Origin of the sequence: Cesiribacter sp. SM1 (assembly GCF_020178975.1) — a bacterium.
Lineage (GTDB): Bacteria > Bacteroidota > Bacteroidia > Cytophagales > Cyclobacteriaceae > Cesiribacter.
Genome location: NZ_JAHXBU010000090.1, coordinates 48,418 through 74,873 on the forward strand (window position 1 = coordinate 48,418; position 26,456 = coordinate 74,873).

A 26,456-nucleotide genomic window follows, 5' to 3' on the forward strand; every position below is an offset into this window, starting at 1 on the left:
TGTAAGGAAGCTGCGAGAAATAATGATTTTCAGGCGGGCAGACACAAAAAAGGGAGCCTTATGCTCCCTCCTATCATCATTTTAGTACCCTAACCTTTGCTCCCTCTTCCCAGTCTTTATGTTCGCTGGTGTAGTATAGGTAGGCGCTGGAGGCAGATGCCTGGTAGGTGCCGGGAATCTCTGCCCGCAGGTCCAGGGAGATAACCCGTTTGTCTTTAGGGGCCATTTCTCGGTAGTAGAAGACTACAAAATTGCCCTGTACTTCATAGAAATCAAAGAGTCCTTTTTCCTGGTACTCCTTGAGCTGCCAGGGCTGCAGGCTGAGGCCTGACGGTATGCCTACAATGGCTACCGTTTGTGGTATACCACTGGCGGTTCTGTTTGTTAGAGTAGTGGTTAAGCGGACGGTTTCATTCAGCTTTACTTCGGCAGCAGAAAGCCTGGTGCTAAGCTCTACCCGGCAATCTTTGCTGGAGGCTGGGGTGTAGCTGGTCCAACGGGCGTTAAAGGAGTAGGGCAGGGCTTCTTTGGTGTCATCAAATACAAGCCTGAAGCTCTGGCTGCCAGCTGCCATGCCTTTCTCCAGGCTTGCCAGCAAAATTTCTTCCCGCTGCTCTTTTTCATAGCGGGTGCTGGCCAGAGGGGTGCCGTTCAGATAGAGGGAGATCAGGCCATCGTCCTGGGTTTTACGTGAAAATTTAGCATAATCTGTAAGAGCAGTCAAGGCTAAAATGGTGCCCTGGGTGGAGCCAAAATAGCCGTGGGTGCGGGTTCCTACCAGGTAGTTGATGGCTTCCTGGAGCTGCAAGAGCTGCGGCTGCGCTTCTTTCATCATGGCCATGGCAATAAGAGAGGCAGTTTCTATCTGCAGCGAATTGCCATAGCTTCTTACCAGGGAGTGGTCTGCCTTTAGCTTGCCCCAACCTTCAGCTTTAAGCTGCTTTCTAAGGCCCTGCATGAGCCTGGCAGCCTCAGGCTCCTTCCTGAGATTAAAGGCTGCATTAGCCATAAGCGCCATGCGGTAGGCATCGCCACTTTTCAGCGCCTCCTGGAGGGCAAGCTCAAACTCTTTCTGGATGGGTTTGTCTACCCCACAGGCCGAAAGCGCATACACAATGTAGGCATTGGTTACTTCCCTGCTGGCACCGGAAAAGCCATACTTGCCCCTGTCCTGCTTAAAGTTACCGTCGCCGGTGCGGCGGTCAAGTAAAAACTCTCTCGTTCTGTTCAGCAGTGGGGTGCTCACACCATCCCACACCTCTTTCATCTCTGTGAGCTCCAGCAGACCAAAAGCAGTGAGGCCTTCATGAGGAGGGGTATCGCCATACCACTCAAAACCCCCTGCACTGGTTTCGTAGGCGGCCAGTCGCTTATAGCCATCTTTTATGTAGGCAATTGCTTTTTTCTCAACGGCAGGATCGGCACTATTGGTCTCCCGCATAAACTGCAGGGCCAGTACGTTAGGGTAGGTGCTGGAAGATACCTGTTCAAAACATCCGTGTGGCTGCTGAAGAATGGAAGCAATGCCGCCTAAAAGGTCGCCCACTACGTTAGGGTAAGCGGTAAAGCCTGCAGAAACAGAACCAGGTACCGGATCTTTGATCAAGAAAGAGAAGGCTTTTTCCAGCTCCTGACCTGAAAACGAAACCTCTACCGGAAATCCTTTTGGCAGCACCTCGATAGTCTGCGCCACCTGGTCCTTAAACTCACTGTTTTCAAAATTAACCTGCAGCGTAAAATCGCCTGCTTCGTTCTGCACCAGGGCATCGAAATAATAAGTGGCGGTGGAGTTTGCTGCCACCTCCACGGCAGGTTTCCAGCTGCTGCTGGCTTTCAGAACAGAAGGCGCTACCACCTCCAGCCTGCCTTTTATTGCTTTGCCGGTGTTGTTGGTAAGCTGAATGGGTATGGAAACCCTGTCTTCGAAGCTTAGATAAGCCGGAATCTTAGCCTCTACGCTCAAAGGAAGGGTGGTGCTGTACACCCATTCCTGGCGGCCTGCATAGCCATTGGCGCCAATACCTTCGGCAGTAACCCTAAAGGCCGTGGTAGCATCGGAGTTGTAGAAGCTCACCCTGGCTTCACCCCTGCGGTCGGTCTGCACCAGGGGGTTCCAGTAAATGGTTTCCCTGAAATCCTCCCGATTCTCCACGGGCGCCTTTTCTGCATATTCGGGGCTGTAAAATTCCCGTACAGGGGAAAACCTGCGAGGCTCAATATAGAGGCTGGCAAAGTTGTTAGGATACCTGGACTCATAATCTGCACCATAGTAACGGCCCGATTTGGTGTTGATCAGGATTACCCCATTGGTGGCCCGGCTACCATAGATGGCTGTTGCTTCAGCAGATTTTAAAACTGTAATGCTGCGGATATCGTCGGGCGACAGAAAACCGAGTGCTGCCTGGCTGTTTCTGCCATTGCCCTGGATTGGGAAGCCATCTACCACATACAGTGGCTCTCCGCTGGCAATGCTGCTGCTACCCCTGATGCTGATGCTTGCCGAGGCTCCGGGGGTTGATGAATTCTGTGCAATCTGTACGCCGGCAACTCTTCCCTGCAATACCTGCTCAATGGTCTGGCTGGGCAGGCTGGCAATTTCCTCTTTCTGAATGGAAGTAACGGCATAACCCAGGCTTTTTCTTTCCTGGATGCCATAACCAACTACCACCACTTCCGAGAGCTGCTCTACATCTTCCTGCAATACCACAGCCTGGCTGGTAACGGGCATGGCTTCCACATCAGAGAAAGATAAATCACTTTCAATTTCTTCCTCATCGGACACTTCAATAATTTCTACAGTGCTCCAGTCAGCCATCTCAAACATCTCCTGTACTGGCGGCATACCGCCTGTTTCTACCAGAAAGTCGTAGTAGGGAGAGACATCTTTATCCAGCACCAGCTGCAGGTTTTCTTCTTTTACCCCACTGCCCCTGGCAAACAGCTGCACGGCAGCAGCAGGATCTACCTTCAGGAACAGGAAGCTGCCATCGGGTTTGGTTTTTAGCTGGGCAGCACGGCGGCGGTTGCTTACCTCAACCAGGGTAACGGTGGCTTCTGCGGGCTTGTTGGTGGCAGTGTTGATCACCCTGCCGGAAACAGAACCCAGCTTTTCGGGATATAAGCCTATTTTATTGTTTCGCTCCTGCACCTCCTGCCAGCTAAAGCGGCGCCAGGCCTGGGTCATCAGCAGGTAATCGAGGGCTTCGGTGGCTTTAGGTTCCCGGGGGTCGAAGTAAAAGGAGGGTTCTTCAATTTTGCCGCGTACATCGCTGCTCAGCAGGAGGTACGATAAAATATTATCCTGCTTATCATCGGCAAAGCTAATGAGCTTATCATCTACCACTGATATGGAAAGTTTTGCCGGTACCGGCAGCTGGTGTTCGTCGTAGGTGCGAATGTTGAGCTCCACTTTTTCGCGGGGCTGGTAATAGTCTTTATCGGCCGTAATATCTACACGAAGTTTGCGGTGCTGGTTAACAAACACCAGTCGCTCACAGCGCTCGAGCTGCTGATGGTCGAATAGGGTAAACTGTGCTACCCCGATAGGGAAACTATCCAGGGGAACTTCTATTGTATTGTACCCTTTGGCGGGCAGTATTTCTTTGGTGTAGTAAATTTCGCCCCTGAGTTGCCCCACCAGGTAGAGGGGCTTCAGCAGGGGACTGTAAACTGTAACCTGCAGTACGTTGTCGTTCTTTTTCTCTATGCCAAGGCCCCAGCCATTGGGCATGGCATCGGGCAGGGGATATCTTTTTGCCAGCTCAACCGGTTTGGTGACTTTTGCGCTGTACTTCCTGCCGCTTTCGGGGGTAAAGGTAAAGGCACCCATGCCTTTGTGAAAGCTTTTAAAAACCAGAACTTCTTTACCGGCATCATCGACTACCACGCCTTCCACATCGGCAGCTTTGCCCCACTCGTTCAGGGCTTTAAAAGCTACTTTGCTCTGCATGCCACTTACGAGATCGCCTCCTTCAGGGAAAAACTGCAGGTCTATGTTATGCAGCACTATTGGTATGGAGCGGGAGATTGATTCTGTTATGCCTTTGTGCGGAACAATAATGTTCAGCAGCCCGTCGGAGCTGCTAAGGGTATCGGGCAGGCTGAAGCTCAGCACTACCTGGCCATCTGCACCGGTAGTAGCTTTACGCTGCATCAGCTGCTTTCCGGCCAGCTGAACGCTGTAGCTTACCTCCTGGCTGGCAATGGGCAGGTTTTCCAGGTCGCGCGCCTTTAGGGTAGCCACTACTTTTTCTGATGGACCGTAGGCATCACGTTCAAAATCAAGCTTCAGGAGCAGTTTAGGGTTAATGATTTTCTGCACCTGGAATTCTTTGGTGAAAAATGTCTCTTCTCCAAAGTTTTGCATCCACTGGGTGTAGGCCCTGATCTTATAGAGGCCTCCTGGTGCAGCGGTACCAAGGCTAAAATCTCCGCGGGCGGTACCCTCATCTGCTGCGAGGGTAAGCTTTTGCTCAACATTGCCTTTTGGATTGATCAGCTCTACATAAATCACATTGCTGATGTTGGAGGCTTTATGATGATTGGCATCTACCAGGTAAGTCTGGAACCAGATGTCATCGCCCGGTTTATAGAAAGGTTTATCCAGCTGCAGGTATACCTTTTCTTCCGGCATCTGCTTGTGGTACTGCTGCAGGCGGCTTTTAAGCATCCCAAAAAAGCTGTCGGAGAGGAGGGGCGCATCTAGCGAAAGCAGGCCCAAACCAAAAAGCAGGGGCAGTGCTGCGCGGAATTTAAAGGCTTTCATGGCTTATAAATTTAGTGTTAGCGAAAATCCGTAACTCTTCACATTAGGCTGGTTGAACAGATCGAGCCCCGCGGCCTGCTGGTAGCCAAACAAGCTGCCGGCAGGATCTATGCCTGAGTAATTAGTGAGTACAAACAGGTTTCTGGCTATCAAGGCTAGCTTTAGCCGCTGCAGATGGAGTCGCCTGGCAGTTGCTGTTTTCAGTTGATAGGAGAACTGTATTTCGTTGAGCCGCAGCCATGAAGCATCTTCTACCGCTTCTTCGGCCACGCCTGCAGCACCATAACGCACCCACCGATTTTCCGCAAACGCATTGGCCGGATTATAAAAGTCTACCGGCTGCCGGTTGGGCGCACCTTCTTCGTTAACACCTGTAAAAATATAGCCCCGAACGTGCCTTTGTTCGGCTGTGTACTGAGAACGGCCATAGTAGTTTAAAAATTGTTGGGTGCCATTCCAGCTATCTCCGCCTTTTTTAACCTCCAGCGCAAATGCGAAACCAAAGCTCCCCATATTGGCAGTTCCCCAGACGCTGCCCAGCCAGTTGGGATTGGGGTTGCCGATTATGCCAGCCTGTGCATCAACAATCGGGAAACCATCCCTTCCTATCACAAGCTGTCCCTCATTATTTCTGCTAAAGCGGCTGCCCCAAAGCACGCCATAAGGCTCGCCTTCTATGAGGTTTGTGGAAATGGTGCTGAAGCCGGCAATGGGTAAGCTTTCCTCCCCATGATAGAGTTCTTTAACATAAGGGCGGCTGCGGCTAAAGGTTGCACCTGCTTCCCACCTGCCATCACTGAAATAACCATGTGTTTTCAGGGCTACTTCCAGGCCCGGGCTAATAAGCTTTGCACTGTTTTTCAACTGGTACTGCCCTTCCACAAAAACTGGCACCAGCAGCTGGTCGGTTATGTTGAAGAAGTACCTTGCCTGGAGGTTAAGCCTGCCTCTAAACAGCCCGGCATCCACGCCTGCCTCCCATTTTTTCAGCTGTTCCGGTAATAAGCCAGGCGGGCTAAAAAGTTCTTCTGTTTCGTAATACTGCCTGTAGCTTTCCGGAGTGTACTGCAGGGAATTAAAGTGCCACTGGTTGTACAATAGCGGGGCTTCCCTTAAGGTACTGGCGTAGGTGGCGTAGGTTCTTAATTCAGAAAGAAAGTCGCTGTACCTGAAAAGCTCCAGCTGGTGCAGGTTAAAGCTTAGGCTGGCAGTAGGTAAAAAGAACCTGCTGTTATCGGGTGCCAGTGTGTTAGAAATGTAGATCTGGTTGGAAAAGGCCATCTGTGCTATTCGCAAGCCATTTACATTCCAGTGAAACATGCCTTTGGTGATAATTTCATGTGTTCGCCTGTAGGGGCTGCTTATCCGCTCCAGTCTTTCGGCGGCCTGATCAAGGCTGTAAGCAGCACCAGTGCTGAAGCCGGCGCCGTCGAAGCGGTTTAACTCCTGCTGATCGTAGCTAAAGTTATAGGTGGCAAGGAAATCAGCATTCCAGCTGTTGTTGTAGGGATGCAATGTATAATTGGCATTGAGGCTGGAGGTAAGGGCTGTAGTGTTTAACCTTCTGTCGGTAAGCCTTGCCGGTGCATGTACAGCTGCAGTAGCGCCGGCTGCACCGGGGGGTATGCCAAAAAGGGAGTGGTCTTGTGCTTTATCCAGCAAGAGGTTGTACTGTAGGTCAACAGGCCAGTGGTTCCTGAACATCAGTTCCATTCCGTATAAAGCCTTTTGCTCCTCCTGCTGATCGGGTAGTGTGTTGAGCAGCCAGTAGGGATGATCTGCCAGTCCGGGAGCAAAGCTACGCTGGCTGCCATCCCCATTCAGGTAAGCAGCCTGCTTATTCCATGGCTTGCGGAAAGAGGAACCATTCATCAGGTCGAAGGTTGGAGGGGTGGTATAGAGGCTGCCCAGTACTGCAGCACCATTGGCACCTCTTAGCGGCAGCTTTTCTCTGGCCCCGGAGTACGATATGAACAAGCGTGGTTGTAAAGGCCCCCATTCGGCATTGGCAGAGAAATCAAGTGCATGGTGCTGGTAACTATTTACAGGGAGCGTGCCCGAAGAAAATTTGTTGCTGTAGCCCGTTTTGAAGGTAAGCCTGTCGATGCTCGTAAACAGCTGCAGGCGGTTGTTAGTAGCAAATCCTGTCCTGAAGGCATCATACGGATTGTACGCAGTTGCCGCCTGCATGCCCTGCTGCCGCGGAATTAGCTTGCCGCTGCCATCATAAGAAAGTTCCTGCAGGGGCGGTCCCCAGCTGTGGGGGTCACCCGCTGCCGGATCACGGGCCACCAGCTCACCTTCTACAGCTCTTCCCTGTGCATACTCATCCTGGAGCGCTGGTAGCCTGTTTACAATGCTGCTGCTTAGGGCAGTGCTGAATTCCAGCCGGAAATGTGGTTTCTGTTGCCGGGCGTAGTAGGAGGGAACAAGAACCCACTCATTTCTTTTCTGGCTAAACCTGATTTTAGCTAACGGTCCATGTATGCGGTTTTGGTAGAGGTTGTTGTTTCCCAGCACTTTAAAGCCTGCGGCAGAATCAGATAATACGGCTACGCCTCTTTCTTCAACCGGGTTGCCAGGGTCAGGCATGGTTTTAGGGCTTTGTTGCCTGCTTTTTCTCTTTGAGCGTTTGCTGGCTGGCGCTGTACTTTTTGAATCCTGTACAGTACCTGAAGAGACTCCAGTCTGAGCTGATCTTTGACCGCCAACAGGAGCTGAATTTTTTTCTGTAACCCTTACCTCATAGGAGCTATACCCTATGAAAGAATAGACCAGTACCGCGCCCAGAGGTGCCTCTATGCGGTAGGCTCCCTCCATATCTGTTACGGTACCCGTAGTGGTGCCCTTTATTACAATGCTCACCCCTGGTAAAGGTTCCCCCTGCGGGGAAAGCAATACACCACTTACTATTCTTTTTTGAACATCCTGCCCCAGCAGTGTGGCTGATGCCAGTAAGCAGAAACATACGGAAAGGAGTAATGCTTTCTTCATAGCAGAAAGTTTAGGGCTTAGGAACTCATTTCAGGTGTGGCTAAAGGGCTATTGGGTGTCGGTATGGTAATGACACAGCTTAGCAGGAAATGGTTGTAACTAGTGTTAAAGTTGGTGCCGGGCAAAAAAAAGGAGCCGGCACTGGGCCGGCTCCTGATCAGTCTAATATGTGTCTAGTACTTAGTACATCACAAAAATGCTTCCGTAAACCTTCTTGGTATCCCTGTCATCTCCGTATTTGTTCTGGTAGAGGATCAGGTACGGATAATTGCTCATAGGAACAGTTTTGCCATTAGGGCCTATTCCTCTCCATTCGAAAGCTGCTTCGGTACTGCGGAAAATTACTTCTCCCCAGCGGTTGTAGATCAGAATCTCGAAATTCTCTATGTTTTCCAGCATTTCGGGGTTCAGAATCTTGAATACATTGTTCTGGCCGCCCACCCTGATGGCATTGGGCAGGAACAACTCAGGTGTACAGTCAATGTCTACCCTGAAGCGGGCTGGGTCTACACAACCTTCTACCTCTACTTCGAAGGTGCCGGCCTCATAAATAGTAAGGCTGCTCAGGTTATGGATAGGTACCCGCTGGCCACTGGTTGTGTTATACCAGGTAATCTCCGTATAGCCAAAGCTGCTAAGATCAATAGTTACACTGCTGCGTGCAGCTATGCTGGAGCAGATGGTATAGCGCGAATCTATGACTGACTGTGGTGACGGAATGCTAATTACCTCTTTTTCGGCATCCTTGGTAGCATCATTACAGCCTTCGTCGGCCCTTGCCACCACGCGGTAGGTACCATCGGGTACATAAATAGTGGCATCATCAAAGCTAAGCCTGCTGGCATTGCCATTGGTAATGCTGTACCATTCGTAGGTAATACCTCCGGTATAGCTGGTTACCGCTGTTACTTCATTCAGGGGCTGCATACCCGGGAGGCGGCACCCCGGCTTCACATCAATGGTAAGATCCTGTATGCCATTGAGTACATCTACAACCAGCTCGGCAGAGGTGCCGGGGCAGTCGGCTCCGGCATCAGAAACCTGTACTGTATAGGTACCGCTTTCCGTTACGGTAATGGTGCCTGTGGTATTGCTGCCTATGCTGGTGGTACCCCTGAAAAACTCATAGGTATAATTGCCGCTGCCACCCCTGGCTGTAGCCACCAGATCTGTGCTGCCGCTGCAATTGTTGTTGGTGGGGCGTAGGGTAACAATTGGAGCTGCCGCTATGCTAATGGTAAGGGTATCTGCTTTTAAACAGGTAGCACCCGTTTCGCCCGGCCTTACCTCTACCACATAACGGTAGGTACCTGGCTGGTTCACGTTTACATCGCTAAGCGACTGCCTGGAAGTTGTGTTGCCCAGGTTGTTGAACGGACCACCATTTACTGAACGCAGCCACCTGATGAGCGAATTGGCAGGGGCACCGGTAGCCACCAGTTCGTTTCTGGGCAGGTCTTCGCCCACACAAAGTTCAATATCATCGCCAAGATCTGCCTCGGGGCGGGAGTCGGCAACCTGGATGTACACAGGATCTGCAGCACAACCGGTAATGATGTTTACTACATCCAGTCTGTAAGAACCGGCTTCTGTTACCAGCTGGTTGGGTGAATTACCCATCACCATGCCGGTTAGTTCGTTCGTCCAGGTAAAGAAGTAATCAGCAGGATTCTGCGGCTGGCCCTCCACCAGTGCTTCGCCCTCCAGGGTGATGCCCTGGTCTTCGCAAAGCGTAAGGATCTCTCCGGGGTTGGCATCATCGTTTTTGATGTTGGCCTCCGGTTGGGCGCCTACCGAGAACAGGGCAAAAACCTCGGGTTCGCCACTGTAGTCTGTTGGGAAGGTTAGATCACAGGCCACCAGCTCCAGCTCCACCCGGTAGTCGCCGGGAGGCAGGCTGAATGTAGCAAGGCTATCCTGCTGAGGACCCATTTGCTGGTATACCGTATTAAGGTTATTTGCCTGGTACACCTTGAATACATATTGCTCATTATTATAGCGGCGGGTACCAATAATCTCCACCTGGCCATTGCCGGTAGCATCTGCGCAGACACTCATGGCAGTAACCGTAGCATCGGGCACCTGGCGGCCAATGTTATCGGCAAGGTTTGGCAGGCCTAACAAGCTGGTGCCTGAGAGCGCATCCTGCAAACCATCCAGCCTGAATGCATCGGCAGCATTGGTTTCTGTAAGGCTGTCAGACGGGCTTTGTATCAGGCCCAGGTTATTCGCGCCATTACGTGCCATATAAATGGCTCCCTGTGGGCTTAGCTGGAGGGCACCCCATACTTCATTTTCTTCGGCTACCAATACACGGGTCTCTTCAATGCCTGCCTGGGTAAAAGCACTGTCGATGCTTAGCTGGTAGAGCTGCGACTGTGGACCACTAAGGGTGTAGAACAGACGTTTGCTATCGGGAGAAAAGGCTACACCATATACAGGGGCGCCATTTCCTTCTACAGGAATCCTTACAACATCTGTGCCACTCACCCGGCCGGTGGTAGAGTTAAACCTGAAGATTTCGATGTTACCGCCAGAGCCGCCATCGGGGAGTGCAACAGCCAGCAGGCTGTCGTTTGGCGAGAGCACCATATAGCCTTTTGACTGCTGCTCGGTAACAACGCTGCCCGCCAGTGAAAATACCGGTGAGCCAATACCCTCCTGTGTTACAGGATAGCTGATAAAGCGGTTATTGTTCAGCTCGTGTGCAATTACCCAGCCTGTACGTGAGGTACCTGCAAGTTTTTCGGCCACCTGCGGAAACAGCAGGCGTGCCTTTACAAACTCCTGCGAAGATTGCGCCAGCTCCACGTCAGGAGCCACCGCAGCAGGAGGGGTAGTAGTATTTCCTTTTAAATCAGCAACCGTATAGCTTAAAGCTTTATTGAAGGGTACATCCTCGTTAGAGATGGTAAAGAGATAATGCAGGGAAGGATCGCTGGGGTGTGGAATGAGCAGAGAGTTCTGGCTTGCATTTCTGCTGCCACCTAAATCATTGCCATTAGGAGCCCTGTCATGGGCATCATCTGCATCGCCGGAGTCGCGCGTCCAGAGCGTTTCGCCATTGGTGTAAAACAGTGGTTCAGAATTGCCATCTACGGAGATAGTCGTTCCTTCAAAGGCTTCATCCGGAGATCTCATCTGGCTGTCGTCTATTGGCGTAGGAGGGTTGGTATTAAAATTAATACCTGCGCCATTGCCAAAGTACCAGACATTGGCTTTCGAGAACTCATCGTTATACACCACCACCTCAAAGGCCGCATATAATTCGCAGCCATTGGCGTTAACTACTACATAATAGGTGCCGGCTTCTGGGAAGGTACCATCATCCAGAGTATCACTTAAATAGGTGGCAACTGTTATTTCTTTAACTCCTACTTCTACAGGGTCTTTACCTACTTCCTTTACCGTCTGTGGCTTGTACCAGGTGATGTTATTAACATACTGATCAGTGACTTCATTTCCCTGTGCATCATTGATCACCAGGGTAATAACCGAATCTGCATCAGGGCATATGATATATTCCTGCTCTATCTGCAGTTCCGGAGCTTCGTTAATGGTTATCTGTTTGCTAACACTTTTTACAGTGCCCGGAAAGAAAGCCCTCATCTCTACAGAAATGGTGCTGGCCTGGTCAAATGTAAAGTAGGGTTGCAGCACATCTGATTCTTTTTGACCATTGATATGCCACTCTACCTTTTCAGGACCCTCGCCCTGGAACTTAGGGTAAAAGTAAACAGGGGCTTTGGTACAGGCTGCGCTGTAATCAAAGTCAAAGGGAGGGTTCGGTACATAGGAAGGAAAAGCAGAACGTGAAAAGCGGGTACCGTTAAAGTTTGTAGTGCCTGTTACAGCAGCTACAAATCCTGGGCTGTCGCCTGTAGGGTTTCTTACACGGCCCACCTGTGCGGCACCACCTGCTGAACTGCGATATAGTAAGTATACTTCCCCGTTAGGGGCAGTACGTAAATCAAGATTTTGAGCAAAGGCAGCGCCGGGGACCGCATCGCCGGTAGGTAGGGTCAAAGGATCTGCAGGGTCAAAATCTGTAAAATCGTAGTGGTAGAGGTTGCCACCACCTGCTGCTGTTTTAGATACGTAGAGGTGATCGCCAGCCCAGGCCAGGCCATTGGTGGCTGCGGCAGGATCTACATCAGTAAGTGCACCCACTGCAGCCAGCTGCGAAGGATCGGGCTGGCTGGGGTCAGCTGCAAAAGAATAGACAAGTACACCGGTATCTGAACCGGAAGCAGCATTGCCTACTGCCAGCAGACCGGTTTCTTCGGAGTAGGCCAGGGAAACCGGGTTAAAATCAGGCACATTGTTGGTAACTGTTACTACTGTTGATGCAGGTGCACCGCTGCCGTTTACACGCACCAGTGCAAAGCGGGCGGCATTGCCCTGCAGTGGCACCACCAGCCAGTATACATAACCATCGCCTGTAGAGCCTCTTACTACCTCCATTACGCCGGAGGCGGTGCCACCAATGTTCAGTGGCTGGAAGTTTAAGGTTGCTGTAGGGTTGGTAGCATCGTAACGGGCCCACTGCAGCTCCCGGGCTGAGTTAAGTACAAATATGTTGTATGCATTTTCCACTCCCGGTACGGGTGTAGCATGCACAGGCTGGGGCAGCGCAGGGTCACCAGGCAGGGTGGCAATGGGGGTATTATCTGGGCCAATCAGCTGGTTACCGTCGGAATAAAAGATTAGGTCGCCGGTTCTGAAATCAGTAGCAACCACACTGCCTGCTGTGCCGTAAGGGGTATGCTGAGCCGGGTTAGTAACAACGCTTGCACTGCCGCTTCCAAAATTAAGCCAGGGAGCAGAGTTACCAAAATACCACCTTGTATCCGAAAGGTCCTGTCCTAAAGCACAGAGAGGTAGCTGCCCAAACGCAATCAGCAACAGGAGCCAAAAGTACCGGGGCAGAAAATTCTTATATTGTTTCATGTAAGATATGAGTCCGTAACCAATTAACGTTATAATTTACAAAAATGCTGTATCCGCCTCGCATAGAAAAATGCTTTTGTGGATCTTGCATGAATTTTATTATTACTAATAGCGCTAATTGCGTAATTTTAAAAACGCATAAAATTTAAGAATATTTATTTATTTTATTCCCAACACTTGCTCCTTTGCATTTTATGAATAAAAGTTTCCTGATCATTGTAGGGCTGATGATGCTGTGCTGTACCACTTTGCTGGCGCAAGACCCACAGTTTTCGCAGTATTACGCCAACCCGCTTTACCTGAATCCTGCCCTTACAGGTAACTTGTCGAATGCCAGGGTTGGGGTAAACTTCAGGCAGCAGTGGCCCTCCATAGATGCTACTTTCACAACTTATACGGCTTACTTCGATAATTATTTTGCAGATTATAACAGCGGTGTAGGTGCCATACTGATGCACGACCGGCAGGGTATTGCAGGCCTTGCCAGCACCAGTCTGCATTTACAGTATGCCTATCAGCTGCCCTTAACCCGCAAAATAACCTTCAGGCCGGGCATGAGCCTGGGCGTTATTGAGCGCAGGCTCGATTACTCCAACCTGCAGTTTGCCGATCAGTTTAATGGTACCGGCTTTAATGGTATACGTGCCAGCAGCGAAAGCCTGGCAGATATGAATCCCTTTTACCAGTTCGACCTGAACTTTGGCGGTATGATCTATACCCCCAGGCTTTTTGCCGGTGTATCGGCCAGCCACCTGAACCAGCCCTATTTCAGTTTTAATGAAAATGGCGAGGAAAGGCTGCCTGTTAAATACTCCTTTCATGGTGGTTACCGCATTGCCCTTAAGGCCGATGAGATCAGGAACGAGTACGACCGCTATGGCCGGGAGCGCAGCATTACCCCAACGGCAGAGTTTAAAATGCAGAAAGAGTTTAAGCAGCTAAGCCTGGGGGCTTACCTTACCTACGAGCCACTGGTGGTGGGGCTGTGGTACCGCGGTCTGCCTGTCACAAAAGTAGAAGGGGTGCGGAATAAAAACGAATCGGCTGTTTTGCTCATCGGCCTCATCAGGGGAAACATGAACATTGGCTATAGTTTTGACTATACCCTTAGCAGCCTGAGCATGGCCACCGGCGGTGCCCATGAGGTAAGTCTTTCCTATACCTTCGACTGGATCAAGAGCAAAAGACCTCCAAGAAACGTAAGGCAAATTCCTTGTCCTGAATTTTAAGACTGGTAATACCAGTCTTTTTTTATGCTTAGCCCTTAAATATTACTTCAATAATTGCTTATATGAGCTTATCACCCAACGCCTTAAAACTATTGCTGGTTGGCCTTGTGAGCTTTGGCTACCTGCTCGAACTGCTGCTCGACTGGCTCAATTACACCTATCTAAAAAAGCCCTACCTGCCGCAGCTTTCAGGCATCTTAACAGAAGAAAAATACCACCAAAGTGTTGCGTATCAGCAGGAGCGCAAGCGCTTTGGCTTTATTACCGCCACCTACAGTTTTTTGCTGATGCTGGTGATGCTGCTAAGTGGAGGCTTTGGCTGGCTGGATGATCAGCTACGGGCCTGGACCCAGCACCCTATTTTGCTTGCGCTGCTTTATTTTGGTGTGCTGATGCTGGCTTCTGATCTGCTTAGCCTGCCTTTTCAGCTGTACAGTACCTTTAAAATTGAAGAGCGCTGGGGCTTTAATAAAACAAATGCGCGCACTTTCTGGCTCGATAAGCTGAAGGGCTATGCCCTGGGTGCCCTTTTAGGCGGTTTACTGCTCTCTTTGCTGCTCTGGCTGGTGCTGCAGCTGGGGCAAAACTTCTGGCTCTACTTCTGGGGCGTATTGCTTCTTTTTATGCTAGGGGCAAATGTATTTTATACCAGCCTCATTCTTCCGCTCTTCAATAAGCTGCGCCCCTTAACGGAGGGAGCCCTTAAAACAGCGCTCGAAACATACAGCCAAAAGATAAATTTCCCGCTTAAAAATATCTATGTAATAGATGGCTCAAAAAGGAGCAGTAAAGCCAACGCTTTTTTCGCAGGTTTGGGGAAGCAAAAGAAGATAGTTCTTTACGATACCCTCATAGAAAAACATACCGAGGAAGAAATTGTGGCAGTGCTTGCGCACGAAGCAGGGCACTATAAAAAGCAGCACATCCTGAAGGGCTTTGTGCTGTCGGTGCTGCAGTCGGGTCTGATGCTGTTTTTGCTAAGCCGCTTTATTGGCAGCGAAACACTCACACTGGCGTTGGGCAGCACTCCGCTGGGCGGTACCCCGCTGGGCGGCAATCCGCTGGAAGGGGGACTGCTCCCGCTTCACCTGAACCTGATTGGGTTTGGACTGCTGTACTCGCCTATTTCGATGTTGCTGGGCCTTCTGATGAACAGCCTTAGCCGCAGGCACGAGTACCAGGCCGATGCCTATGCAGCACAAACCTATGGAGCCAGGCCTCTGCAGGAAGCGCTGCGCAAGCTGTCGGTGCTGAACCTTAGCCAGCCCCTGCCGCATCCCTGGTATGTATGGGTACACTATTCGCATCCGCCTTTATTGTACAGGCTGGAGGCACTGGAGAAGCAAAAACAAGTGTAATAAGCATGCATAATCGTTACAGGTTTAACAAGATGTGGAAAAAGGGGGTGGGTGCAGGTTTACTGCTCTGCCTGCTCTCTGTGGGAGCGGGCGCACAGCAACAGTCGCAGACACTCTATCGTGCAGAGAAACTTTTTGAAATTGGCAATTATTCCGATGCCCTTAAGCACTACCAGGAAGCCATGCAGGCAGGAGAGTCGTCTCCATACTTGCACTACAAGGCCGGGCGCTGCTACCTGGAGAGCAAACAATATTCCGAAAAACTAAAAGCGCTCCCCCTGCTGAAACAGGCTGGTGCAGGGGCCGATAAACTACCCGCAGAATATTACCTGTATCTTGGCGATGCCCACCATGTAGCTGCACAGCCACAGGAAGCCCTGCTTGCTTTTGAGCAGTACCAGAAACTGGCCGGTAAAACTCCCGATAAGCTTAAGACTGTTAAGGAGCGTAAAGCAACAGCTCAGCTTGCACAGGAGTTTATGGCCAATGCCAAAGCTGTAAGCCTGCGTGCCCTGCAAAATGGTATTAACACAGAATTTACTGAGTACAACCCGATTGTAAGTGCCGATGAGTCGCTGATGGCCTATACTCAGCTTAAACCTGCCGATAGCCGCAGCAGCCAGAAAAGCATAGAGCAGATCATGCTGGTAAAAAAGGAGGGAGGCAGCTGGTCGTCTCCACAACCCCTCAAGATCAGCAACTTTAACGCAGGAACAGCGGGGATGTCGGCCGATGGGCAGCAAATGATCATTTACCTGCAGGATAATACCGGCGGCAACCTGTACCTGCTGCAGCGGAAAGGCGATGCCTGGGGGCTGCCACAGGAAATTAAAGGCGATCTGAACTCGCGTTACCTGGAAACAACCGCCAGCATTACCCCCGACGGCAAAGCTATATTCTTTGCCAGCAGCCGCCCCGGCGGTTTTGGCGGGCTGGATATCTATAAAACAGAACTGCAGCCAAATGGCAGCTGGGGCAGGGCCGTGAACCTGGGGCCTGGCATTAATACCGATGCCGACGAAGATGCCCCCTTTATCCATCCCGACGGACGTACCCTTTACTTTACTGCCAATGGTAAAGGTGCTATCGGCGGCAACGATGTGTTCCGGTCCTTTCTAGTGGCTGATAAATGGGCTAAGCCCGAGAACCTGGGCTACCCCATAAATACGGCAGCAAACGAAAGCTACTTTACCCTTACTGCCGATGGCAGCCGTGCCTACTTCTCCTCCGACAGGTCTGGGGGAAATGGAGAGCAGGATATTTATACTTTCAATATGCCGGAGCAGGACAGGAATATAGCCCTCACCATGATCAAGGGCCGCATTCTGGCAGGCGAGAATGAAGAGCCTGTTTCTACCCAGATCTTTGTGGTAGACGTAAAAACCGGTAACAAGCTGGATTATGTGTACAATCCCGATCCTAAAACAGGTAACTACCTGATTATTCTGCCTCCGGGCCGCAACTACGACCTGATAGTAAAAGCAGACGGCTACCTGCCCTATTCAATCAACGTGAACATCCCTAACCAGGATTATTTCTACGAGCTTTTCCAGCAGATCTTCCTGCGCCCCATCAAGCAGTTCGATGTGGTGGTTGGCCAGGAGGTAAAGGTGCAGAATGCTTTTTACGATACCGGTCAGCCACTGCACCACGATCTGAAAAAGATCAAGGAAAGCAATATGGTAAAAAGCGACAGCATAGATGTGTATGAAATGATGGAAACCATTATTGGTGCCGGCGATAAGGAGGCATATGATTATATGCTGGACCTGATGTTCACCATCAACCCCATCGAAAATGTTGATTTCAGCAATGCTAATGGCAAAATGGTAGAAGATGCAGAAGCCGTTTACTACTACGAGGAGAACGATAAAACAAAGCTGGAAGCTAAGAACATAGGAGGCCAGGTAATTTACACCCTGCCAACCTTAAAAGTTACCGAACAGGCACAGCAGCAAAAGCTGGTGAGCAATGCAGCCTATAGCCAGGAACTGCTGAAGCCGGTGTACAAGATCTATTTTGATGTAGACAGCAAAGTGCTGAAACCCAAAGATGAACAGTCCCTGCAGGAAATAATCCGCCTGTTTGAGAAGCACGAGCAGCTTGGTGTGGAGATCAGCGGCTATGCCTCTAAAGATGGTAACGCCGATCACAACCGCAAGCTTTCAAACGAGCGTGCCACAGCCGTGCTCGATTACTTTAACAAACGTGGCGTAGGCCGCCGCCGCATTGTAGCCAAAGGCTTAGGAGCAGCCGAAGGTCTGGAGGGTAATGCACAGGAAGGCCGCCGGGTAGAGGTACGCATCATCGACCTTACCCAGGCCAGGAAATAGCAAGTAATTTCTTCATCATAAATACAGCACAGCCCCGGATGAAAATCCGGGGCTGTCTTTTTTTGTAGCTTGGGAGAAAGTACAGAGGGGACAGCCAGCACTACCACCGCCTGGCACAAGCATCTGTTTGTGCCCTGTTTAGTCTTTGCCCTGCACCAACATTAAGTTAACCTGCTGCAAAGGTACAAGCCGATGCTTGCGTCAGGGAATATGTAGCTAATCAGACCGGTGTGAATTAAGACCAATGCTTATGCTCACCACCTAAGAATCGTTTTCTCTTTATCGCCTTTTTTAGAGCGGAGCCTGGTGTGCTGTGGAATGAAGAAACTGATGGAAAGGTAAAGCCTGTTCGCGTCTACCTCAGGGTTAGTGAAAAGATTATACCCTAGCTGGCCGTGAAAGCCCAGCAGCCTGAAACCGGCCGAGGGGCCAATGCTTAGGCTACCCTCATCGAAATCTGTAAAATAACCGCCATGCAGGCCATAGGTAAACTTTAGGCGGCCGTGGCGCTGCCAGTAGGCAGCTTTCAGGCCCAGCACATTGTTGAATGGTGCATACTCCAGAAAGGCTTCCGTTGCCCTGATCACCGGCTTTTGCAGCCTGATTTTTTTCCAGTTGCTGTGGTAGCCCACCTGTATCATATCCATGCGGCCACGTTCGTAGCCAAGCAGTACCCCTCTGCTGCTCTGGTATAGCTTTAACCTGTCTTTCTTATCCTTCTCGTTCTCATCTTTTTTGAATGGCCACTGTGCATGGCAGAGGAGGCTGGTTAGAAGCAGCGCCAGGAGCAGGGAAGTCTTTTTGATCATGGGGATATGATTTTAGCTTTAAACGTGCACTTTGTATAAAAGAGTGTGGCAGCACATTAAAACAGGAGCCTGTTTTAGCTGCTTTGTTTTTGTAGCCACTGCAAATACTGTTCCAGCACCGGCACATCGGCAGGGCACCAGTTGAGGGGGCGCAGGGCCGCGGGAGCCAGCCACTGGCTGGCGGCATGTTCTTTTAGCTGCAGGCTGCCAGCTGTAAGGCGGCAAACCAGTGGAATCAGCCTGATATGTTTATCCGGGTACTGGTGGTCAGCAGGCTGCAGAAGGGCGTAGGGAGCTATCTGCAGCTCAAGCTCTTCTGCTATTTCTCGAATGATGCACTCCTGCGGGCTTTCATCCTCTTCCAGTTTGCCACCGGGAAATTCCCATAAGCCAGCCTCTGCTTTATGGTATCCCCGCTGAGTTACCAGTACCTTGTTCTGGTGCTCTATGATGGCGCAGGCTACAAGAATCATTTCTTAAAGATGAAATAAACAGCCAGGATTAGAAAAGCAAAGCCAATCAGGTGGTTTAGCCTGAAGCTTTCTGTACGGAAAAAAATGGTGGTAAAAACCACAAACACCACCAGGGTTATTACCTCCTGCAGTACTTTTAGCTCTACCAGGGAAAAAGGGCCACCCGTACCCTTAAAGCCTAGCCTGTTGGCTGGTACCTGAAAGCAGTACTCAAAAAAAGCAATGCCCCAGCTTATCAGAATAATGCTGATGAGTCCCAGGTTTTCGGCCCATTTCATTTCCTTGAACTTTAGGTGGCCATACCATGCAAACGTCATAAAGGTGTTGGAGCAGACTAACAGCAGAATAGTCAGGAATGATTTCATGAAAGTTTATGTAAACGAGTGCCGAATTTAATCATTCCTGCCGTAACTATGCTATGGGACTATGCAGGAGATACAGCTTCTTTATTTTTAGATTCGTAGAGGTACAGCCCCAGGAAGTAAGCGCCAACACCGCTAAAGAAGTGCCAGAGAAAATGGGTGCCCATAGGCAGCACTGCAGCAGCGTTATGGTCTATTTGCCTGAACAGCAGGCTTAGCAATAAAAAGAAAATTGAAAGGCCAATTGACCAGGCGCCCTGCCACCTGGTACGGGCCATGTAAAGCAGTATGGGTACAAAGAAAGCAATGCCTGATAAAGCATAAGAGATATTAATGCTCTGGTGCGAAGGAAACACCCGCCACACATTCATTCTAAGCAGGAACACGACCAGCAGCAGTGGCACAGCCATCCATTTTCGCGGTAGTACCTTCATCCAGAAGAAAAGCCCCAGCAGCAGGGTTAAAATGGCAGAAGGGGTAATATCCAGCAGCAGCCACAGGCGGTGGCTGCGAAAGGCATGGAAAATAGTGCTGCCCAGGCCCCCAAGGAACAGGAAGGGCAGGCAGATGGTAAGAAAGGAGTATTTCCGGTAACTATGGCGGATACGGATGGCCCAGTAAACGGCAGGGAGTAATATGGCCAGTGAAGAAACTGCATTCCAGGGCTCAACAATGGTTCTTGCAAAGTTGGTTTCGGCGTATATGGGGCCGCCATCTTCCGGAAGAACTACAGGAGTATATTGTTGCTGCTGCGGAGCACCTTGCTGCTCTTGGGCCATAGGATTATTATCTTTCTACTTTTATAGTTTCATAGCTGTCTATACGGCTACGAATATAATCGGGTAATGGTAAAGGCCTGCCAGATTTAAAATCTACATGCACGAGCACAATCATGGCATCTGCATATATCATATTGATATGATCCTTTTCCGTGATCACAACTTCCTGTGTAATGGAGCTCTGGCCCAGTTTGCTGCTGCGTATCCATACGGTTGGTTTATGATGAAAAAGAATTGGTCTTCTGTAATTAATGTCAGTTTTTGCCAGTACCAGGCCCAGCTTGCTCCAGTCCCACTGGCAGGCGGTAGTCAGGTAACCCGAGCGCGCTTGTTCAATGTAGGTAAGGTAAACCGCATTGTTCACGTGCTGCATGGTGTCGAGGTCGTTATAGCGGACCTCTACTGTTTTACTGAACTTAAAATTTTGCATATCCAAAGACTAAAATATTAGGACTGGAGGGTCAGGACCATCTGTAAAAAAAGAGCAGGTTTCCAGCGCATTTAGTATGGTGGCACTGCTATTTTCTGCCGGGTTCAGGGCTTATACCTGTGGCCGTTCATACACCTGCTACAGGCAGTTGCATGGTTTTGTTTACCATGCGCAGGATAGAGGGGTTGGCAGCTGTCAGCTGCTCTACATCCTGTAAAGTTATCCAGGCAAACCCCTTGCTTTCGCCGTTAGGCGCAAGTTTTTCATTCGGGTTGGCTGTTAGCAGGTAACGGATATCGTAGTGGTAATGCTCTTTTTCGTTTCCCCTGGCAGGAATGGGATGGACATCCACATCAAAAATATCGGTTCGCAACAGGCGCAGGCTAGTAAGGCCGCTTTCTTCGTGGGCTTCGCGCAATGCTACACCTGCCAGGTTGGTATCGCCATCGGCATGGCCACCCGGCTGCAGCCATTTGTCGAGCTTGCGGTGGTGCATCAGCAGTACCTGTTGCAGATCTGGTGATACCACCCAGCCTGAGGCAGTAAAATGGCCATCGGCCCGGCTGCGTAAAAAGCAATCACTTTCACGCTCCAGCAGGCTGGTTATTTTTCTTAAATGCTCCTGTTCACGCTGGCTGTAGGGTTTGTACAAACGTAGCTCTGCCAGTAAATGGTTTCGCGTCATGCGATTACTGCTTATTCAATAACAACATTGATTTTATTAATGCGGCTGGCCTGTAGCGTATCTGTTTGTATGCCACCACCAAAGTTGTTCATATCGCCTTTGCGAACATCTATAAAATAAGATTTAGGTTCCAGCTCACTTATTTTGGCTATGCCTTTGTTGTTGGTGACTGCCTTAGGTACAACCGGGTTTTTAGAGCTGCGGTAATCACTTTCGTTACCATACAGCAGTATGCTGGCACCCTCTACCGGGTTCCCAAGCTCATCGAGCACCGTTACCCGTAAGCTGGTTTTCAGAATCTGCGATGGTGCACAGGCCAGCAATATGCAGGCAGTAAAGAGGAGGAAGAAATAGTTCTTTTTCATAATTGCTTGTTGAATTCAGTACCTAAACGCAACCTGACAAATTTCTGCGAAAAAAGCACCCAAAAAAAATGAAACTAGCACATAACCTTTCAAACAGGGTGAAATAGCTTAAGTTGAAGTTTTTACCGGCTGCCTGCAGCGTTCAGGACATTATATACATCTCTAAATTGTATCTGTGATTACTAAACACAAGAACCTCCTGTCAGGAGGCTCTGTTTACAAATCTTCTGGTTCGGGCTTGGAAGGTATATGCAGATTGGCCACATAGCTGGCAGGCATGTGCTCATACTGCTGTATGATACTCGGATCGGGCTCCAGGTTGGCGCCTGTCAAGCCGCGCTGCGGAAACTTTATCTGCGAGAGCACATAGCGTATTGACTCCAGCCTGGCTTTTGCCTTGTCGTTGCCTTTCAGAATTACCCAGGGGCTGTATGGTGTATGCGTTGCTTCAAACATAAGCTCTTTGTAGCGGGTAAATTCATGCCACTTTTGCTGCGCCTTCATATCTACCGAGCTGATCTTCCACTGCTTAAGCGGGTTGATCTGCCGCTCTATCAGCCTGCGCTTCTGTTCTTCTATATCAATGCTGAACCAGAACTTGATGAGCTTCACCCCATCTTCTATAAGCATCTGCTCTACATGGGGCACCTGCTTCAGGAACAGCTGGTACTGTCCTTCGGTGCAGAAGCCCATCACTGGCTCCACCACAGCACGGTTGTACCAGCTACGGTCAAAGAACACAATTTCACCTGCATTGGGCAGCTCTTTCAGGTAGCGCTGAAAGTACCATTGCTCTTTCTCGAGCTCGGTTGGTTTGGGCAGGGCTACAATACGCATAGCCCTGGGGTTAAGAAAGTGTGTAAAACGGAAGATTGCACCCCCTTTACCAGCTGTATCCCTCCCCTCAAAGATAATCAGCACACGCTGATGTGTTTCCTGTACCCAGCGCTGCATCCGCACCAACTCAATCTGCAGCTTACGTAAGTCTGAGGCATATCTTCTGTCTTGCATAGATGAGCAAAGCAGATTTTGTTTAGAAAATATATTTAACTGAAAATTTGTGCTGAATTTAGCATTTCTTCTAAAACAATGCCCCTTGCCGTAATAAAATTGTTTGTTTTTAGGTATGGGGTATGAGGTACCAAGTGTGAACTTGGCCGGTAATAACTGGAACCTGCCTGGGTGAAGGCAGGTTTATGATGAATAAAGTGTAGTAAGTTAAAAGAGCCTACACTGGAAACCCCGCACTAGCCAAGCCCATACCTCAAACCTCATACCCCACACCTCTCTAATACTCCACCTCCAGCTCCCGTAAATCTACCGGCACTACGCGTGAAACGCCCTGCTCGAGCATGGTTACGCCATACATAATGTCGGTGCTGGCCATGGTGCGTTTGTTGTGCGTTACAATGATGAACTGCGACTCCTGCGAGAACTTGCGGATGATGTTGTTGAACTTGTCGATGTTGGCATCATCGAGCGGAGCGTCTACCTCATCGAAAATACAGAAAGGAGCCGGCTTCAGCAGGTAAATGCTGAAGAGGAGAGAGGTGGCGGTAAGTGTCTTTTCACCACCCGATAGCTGGTTAATGGTAAGCGGCCGCTTGCCTTTGGGCTTGGCTATGATATCGATGCTTGTTTCCAGCGGGTTATCAGGGTCGGTTAGCTTAAGGTCACAATCATCTTCTTCGGTAAAGAGCGAGCGGAATACGCGTATAAAGTGCTCTTTGATCTGGTAAAAGGCGCTTAGGAAAGCCTCCTGGGCGGCAGAATCCAGCTGGCCCATGGTTTCCATCAGCGATTCCTGTGCGGTTACCAGGTCGTCGCGCTGGGCTGTGATAAACTGGTGGCGCTCCAGGATTTCCTGGTAAGCCTCCATGGCCATAGGGTTAATAGGACCGATCTTGTCTATTTTCTCCCGCACCGAACGCACCTCCTGCTGCAGTTCTGCCTCGCTTAGCAGCTCTTCTTCGGCCGACTGCTCCATAAGCGCTTCGGCATCCACATTAAACTCTACCGACAGGCGCTCTTTTACACTGGTGAGCTGCAGCTTATACTCGTTCTGGCGGTTTTGTAGCTCCATGATCAGGGCCTGGCTGCTTTCGCGGCGGCGCTGCAGTTCCCGGGCTTCTTTCTCCAGGGTATCGATCTGGCCACGAACCTCGTAGTAGTGACGCTCTGCTTCGTTCACACCTGCTTCTATAGATTCTTTTTCAGCATACATGTTCAGCAGCTCCTCATCGCCCAGTTCGCTGCGCTGCATCAGGCCTTCTATTTCTGATTCTGTATCGGCGAGGGCGGTGCTGTTACGGGATATGCGCTCCTGGCTGCTCTGCAGCGACTGCTCCTTAAAGCCGATCTCCTGCAACAGCGAGTTAAGCTTGTTTTCCTGCTGGTGAAACAGAATGTTCTGCTGGTTGAAGCGCGATGATTTTACGGCCAGTGCTTCATTTTGCAGGTTCAGGTCGTCCTGGAGTTGTATGCTGCGCTCCTCCAGTGCCTGCAGTCTTTCTGCTACTGAGCTTGCTTCCGGGGCAATGTCGGCTATTTCTTCCTGCAGCAGCTCCATTTGCTGGCGCATATCTTCCTGGCGGGTAGCCTGGTTGCTCAGTAACTGCATAAGCTGCTCGTGGCGGGTACGTACCTGCACCAGCTCCTGCTGCAGAATGGACAGCTCGCGGCTGGTGGTCTCGATCTGCTGGCGCCGCGTGCTGCTTTTGAGTCTGCCAAGCTCGGTATGCTGCTCCTGCTGCAGTTTCTCCAGCCGGCTAACCTCTACCTGCAGTTGTTGAATCTCTGTCTGCAGTTTTTCCAGGTTTTTGGCCCGGCCAATCCGTTTGCCCTCGAACATACCAACAGAACCACCCAGCAGGCTGTAGCGACGTTTTATTAAGCGTCCGCTTTTGCTGATAATGGAGTAGCTGCCATTGCTTAGCTCAAAGCTATCGTCGGTAAGGGTAATAAAGGTATCTGTAAAAAGATGAGCGGTAAGGGCAGCATATTTGGCATCGGCCTCTACCACCGAGAGTGCTGGAATACAGCCTGCCGGTGCATTTTCTGCGGTAGCCATTGGTGCTGCAGGTGCCACCTGTTGCAGTGCATCCAGTACAAAAAACTGGGCCCTGCCCCGGGCTGCTGAATTCAGTAAAGCGGTAGCTTCCAGTGCCTGCTGCCAGTTATCCACTACATAGTGGTTCATCCAGGGTTCCAGGAAGGTTTCTACGGCAATCCTGTATTCCTCAGAGCAGGCAATAATATCCGATAGGAGGGGCACATTTTTGCCCCAGTCTGTTTTTTTCTTCAGGTAGCGGATGGCCTCGGGGAAGCCCTCCAGGTTATCTACCAGGCTTTTGGTAAGGCTGTATTCATTCTGCTTTGCATCGAGCTGGCGACGGTTGTTTGCCAGGAGCTCCCTGTTTTGCTGCAGGCTGTTTTCCAGTGCTGCCAACTGCTGCTGCAGGTCGGTTTCTTCGCCCTTAAGCTTGTTTAAAAGCTCTTCTTTCTCCACCACCTCTTCCTGTACATCGGCCAGTTTATCTTCGAACTGCGAGAGGCTGCTGCTATGCTGGCTGCCTTCCTGCTGGGTTTTTTCCAGCTCCTGTCGCAGGGAGGAGTACTGTACCTGCTTTATCTCCAGCGATTTGTTAAGCTTAAAGGTCTGCTCCTGTAGCTGCCGCTGCTGGTTCGTAGCCAGACTGGCTTCCTGGCGCAGGTTATTGGTAATATTCTTTTGCTCCTCGTAGGCTTCCTTTAGCTCATCCAGGAGCAGTCCTGCTTCTGCCACCAGTTGCTCGGCAACGCTGCGCTCCTGGCTAAGGCTGCTGATGCTGAAAGCGGCACGCTCGTGACTTTGTTTGTCGTTTTGCAGCTGCTCCAGCAGGGAGTCGCGCTTATCGTTCAGGAAACGCAGGCGCTCATTCTTGATCTTTTTATCGCTCTCTACCTGACGTATTTTAGCCACATGTTCGTTGAGGGTCTTCTGCCGGCTGCTTAACAGTTTTTCGCGGCTGATAAGGCTGGTTTTGGCTTCCTCGCCCAGGGCTTCTTTTTCTGCCAGCTGGGCATCCAGGGCTATTTTTCTGTCCTGCTCATCCTGCAGCTGCCTGTGCAGGCCCAGGAACCTGTCGGTATACTGGCTGATGGTCTGTCGGCCCAGGCGGAGGCTTAGCTTTTTGTATTCTTCCTTGAGGGCAAAGTAGCGCTCTGCCTGCTTGGCCTGTCGCTCCAGAGACTTTAGGTTTTTTTCGATCTCAAACAGCAGGTCCTTTACCCTTTCCAGGTCGGCATTGGTCTCTTCCAGCTTTTTGAGTGTTTCCTTCTTGCGTTTTTTGAATTTGGAAATACCGGCAGCTTCTTCGAAAAGGGCACGGCGGGAGCCTTCCTTATCATTGAGAAGCTCGTCTACCATCTTCAGTTCTATAATGGCATAGCTGTTAGAGGCAATACCAGTGTCCAGAAAGAGGTTGTTGATATCTTTTAGCCGGCAGGGTACGCCGTTGAGTTCGTACTCACTTTCGCCGCTGCGGTAGTAGCGGCGGGTTATGGTTACTTTGGAGTACTCGGTTGGCAGGAGGTTCTTGGTGTTGTCGAAAGTAAGCGATACTTCCGCCATCTGGCTGGGTTTGCGGTTTTTGGTGCCGTTAAAAATAACGTTCTCCATTTTATCGCTGCGCAGGGCCTTGGTTTTCTGCTCGCCCAGCACCCAGCGTATGGCATCCACTACATTAGATTTACCGCATCCGTTAGGGCCCACAATTCCTGTGATGCCTTCATCAAAATTGATAACTACCTTATCGCCAAAACTTTTAAAGCCTTTTATTTCTAACCGGGTAAGCCGCATGAAATCCTCTTCTTTCTTCCCAACGTATGTGTTTACTTATGGATGGTGTTTTTGTAACAGGCTGCTGCCCCTGACGGGGAGGCG

The 26,456-nt window shown here is 50.3% G+C and carries 15 protein-coding genes; 3 read left to right on the plus strand and 12 right to left on the minus strand.

The window, feature by feature from the left end:
- Positions 1 to 76: 76 nt before the first annotated feature.
- The 3 genes from KWJ01_RS16715 to KWJ01_RS16725 form a co-directional block, all read right to left on the minus strand.
- Positions 77 to 4,765 (minus strand): TonB-dependent receptor plug domain-containing protein, encoded by a 4,689-nt coding sequence (locus KWJ01_RS16715; protein ID WP_224997959.1) that lies wholly within the window; start codon positions 4,763 to 4,765, stop codon positions 77 to 79.
- A 3-nt stretch (positions 4,766 to 4,768) separates the two neighbouring features.
- Entirely contained in the window at positions 4,769 to 7,759 is a 2,991-nt protein-coding gene (locus tag KWJ01_RS16720) for a carboxypeptidase-like regulatory domain-containing protein (RefSeq protein WP_224997960.1), read from the minus strand.
- Between the two features lie 180 nt (positions 7,760 to 7,939).
- The gene (locus tag KWJ01_RS16725) at positions 7,940 to 12,709 is read right to left on the minus strand and encodes a gliding motility-associated C-terminal domain-containing protein (protein ID WP_224997961.1); all 4,770 of its coding nucleotides are present in this window, start codon (positions 12,707 to 12,709) and stop codon (positions 7,940 to 7,942) included.
- A gap of 194 nt (positions 12,710 to 12,903) precedes the next feature.
- Here KWJ01_RS16725 and KWJ01_RS16730 point away from each other — a divergent pair, with 194 nt between their 5' ends.
- From KWJ01_RS16730 to KWJ01_RS16740, 3 genes are all read left to right on the plus strand, one after another.
- A complete protein-coding gene (locus KWJ01_RS16730; protein ID WP_224997962.1) occupies positions 12,904 to 13,938 on the plus strand; it encodes a type IX secretion system membrane protein PorP/SprF in 1,035 nt (344 codons plus the stop codon).
- A 62-nt stretch (positions 13,939 to 14,000) separates the two neighbouring features.
- Positions 14,001 to 15,296 carry a M48 family metallopeptidase gene (locus KWJ01_RS16735; protein WP_224997963.1) on the plus strand — a complete coding sequence of 432 codons (1,296 nt, stop codon included), beginning with the start codon at positions 14,001 to 14,003 and terminating at the stop codon, positions 15,294 to 15,296.
- Between the two features lie 5 nt (positions 15,297 to 15,301).
- Positions 15,302 to 17,629, plus strand: coding sequence for an OmpA family protein (locus KWJ01_RS16740; protein WP_224997965.1), 2,328 nt, complete (start codon positions 15,302 to 15,304; stop codon positions 17,627 to 17,629).
- A gap of 254 nt (positions 17,630 to 17,883) precedes the next feature.
- Here the strand turns inward: KWJ01_RS16740 and KWJ01_RS16745 are convergent, their stop codons facing one another.
- From KWJ01_RS16745 to smc, 9 genes are all read right to left on the minus strand, one after another.
- Complete coding sequence (locus tag KWJ01_RS16745) at positions 17,884 to 18,438, minus strand: hypothetical protein (protein WP_224997967.1); 555 nt, start codon at positions 18,436 to 18,438, stop codon at positions 17,884 to 17,886.
- A 74-nt stretch (positions 18,439 to 18,512) separates the two neighbouring features.
- Entirely contained in the window at positions 18,513 to 18,911 is a 399-nt protein-coding gene (locus KWJ01_RS16750; protein WP_224997968.1) for a (deoxy)nucleoside triphosphate pyrophosphohydrolase, read from the minus strand.
- A complete protein-coding gene (locus KWJ01_RS16755; RefSeq protein WP_224997969.1) occupies positions 18,908 to 19,276 on the minus strand; it encodes a DMT family protein in 369 nt (122 codons plus the stop codon). Before KWJ01_RS16755 ends, KWJ01_RS16750 begins: the two co-directional genes overlap by 4 nt.
- 59 nt (positions 19,277 to 19,335) lie before the next feature.
- Positions 19,336 to 20,052 (minus strand): hypothetical protein, encoded by a 717-nt coding sequence (locus KWJ01_RS16760; protein ID WP_224997970.1) that lies wholly within the window; start codon positions 20,050 to 20,052, stop codon positions 19,336 to 19,338.
- Between the two features lie 7 nt (positions 20,053 to 20,059).
- The gene (locus KWJ01_RS16765; RefSeq protein ID WP_224997971.1) at positions 20,060 to 20,482 is read right to left on the minus strand and encodes a thioesterase family protein; all 423 of its coding nucleotides are present in this window, start codon (positions 20,480 to 20,482) and stop codon (positions 20,060 to 20,062) included.
- A gap of 127 nt (positions 20,483 to 20,609) precedes the next feature.
- Positions 20,610 to 21,167, minus strand: coding sequence for an NUDIX hydrolase (locus KWJ01_RS16770; protein ID WP_224997972.1), 558 nt, complete (start codon positions 21,165 to 21,167; stop codon positions 20,610 to 20,612).
- Positions 21,168 to 21,178: 11 nt separating this feature from the next.
- Entirely contained in the window at positions 21,179 to 21,532 is a 354-nt protein-coding gene (locus KWJ01_RS16775) for a carboxypeptidase-like regulatory domain-containing protein (RefSeq protein WP_224997973.1), read from the minus strand.
- 216 nt (positions 21,533 to 21,748) lie between these two features.
- Entirely contained in the window at positions 21,749 to 22,543 is a 795-nt protein-coding gene (gene ppk2, locus KWJ01_RS16780; protein WP_224997974.1) for a polyphosphate kinase 2, read from the minus strand.
- Between the two features lie 277 nt (positions 22,544 to 22,820).
- Positions 22,821 to 26,372, minus strand: coding sequence for a chromosome segregation protein SMC (gene smc / locus KWJ01_RS16785; protein WP_224997975.1), 3,552 nt, complete (start codon positions 26,370 to 26,372; stop codon positions 22,821 to 22,823).
- Between the last annotated feature and the right edge of the window lie 84 nt (positions 26,373 to 26,456).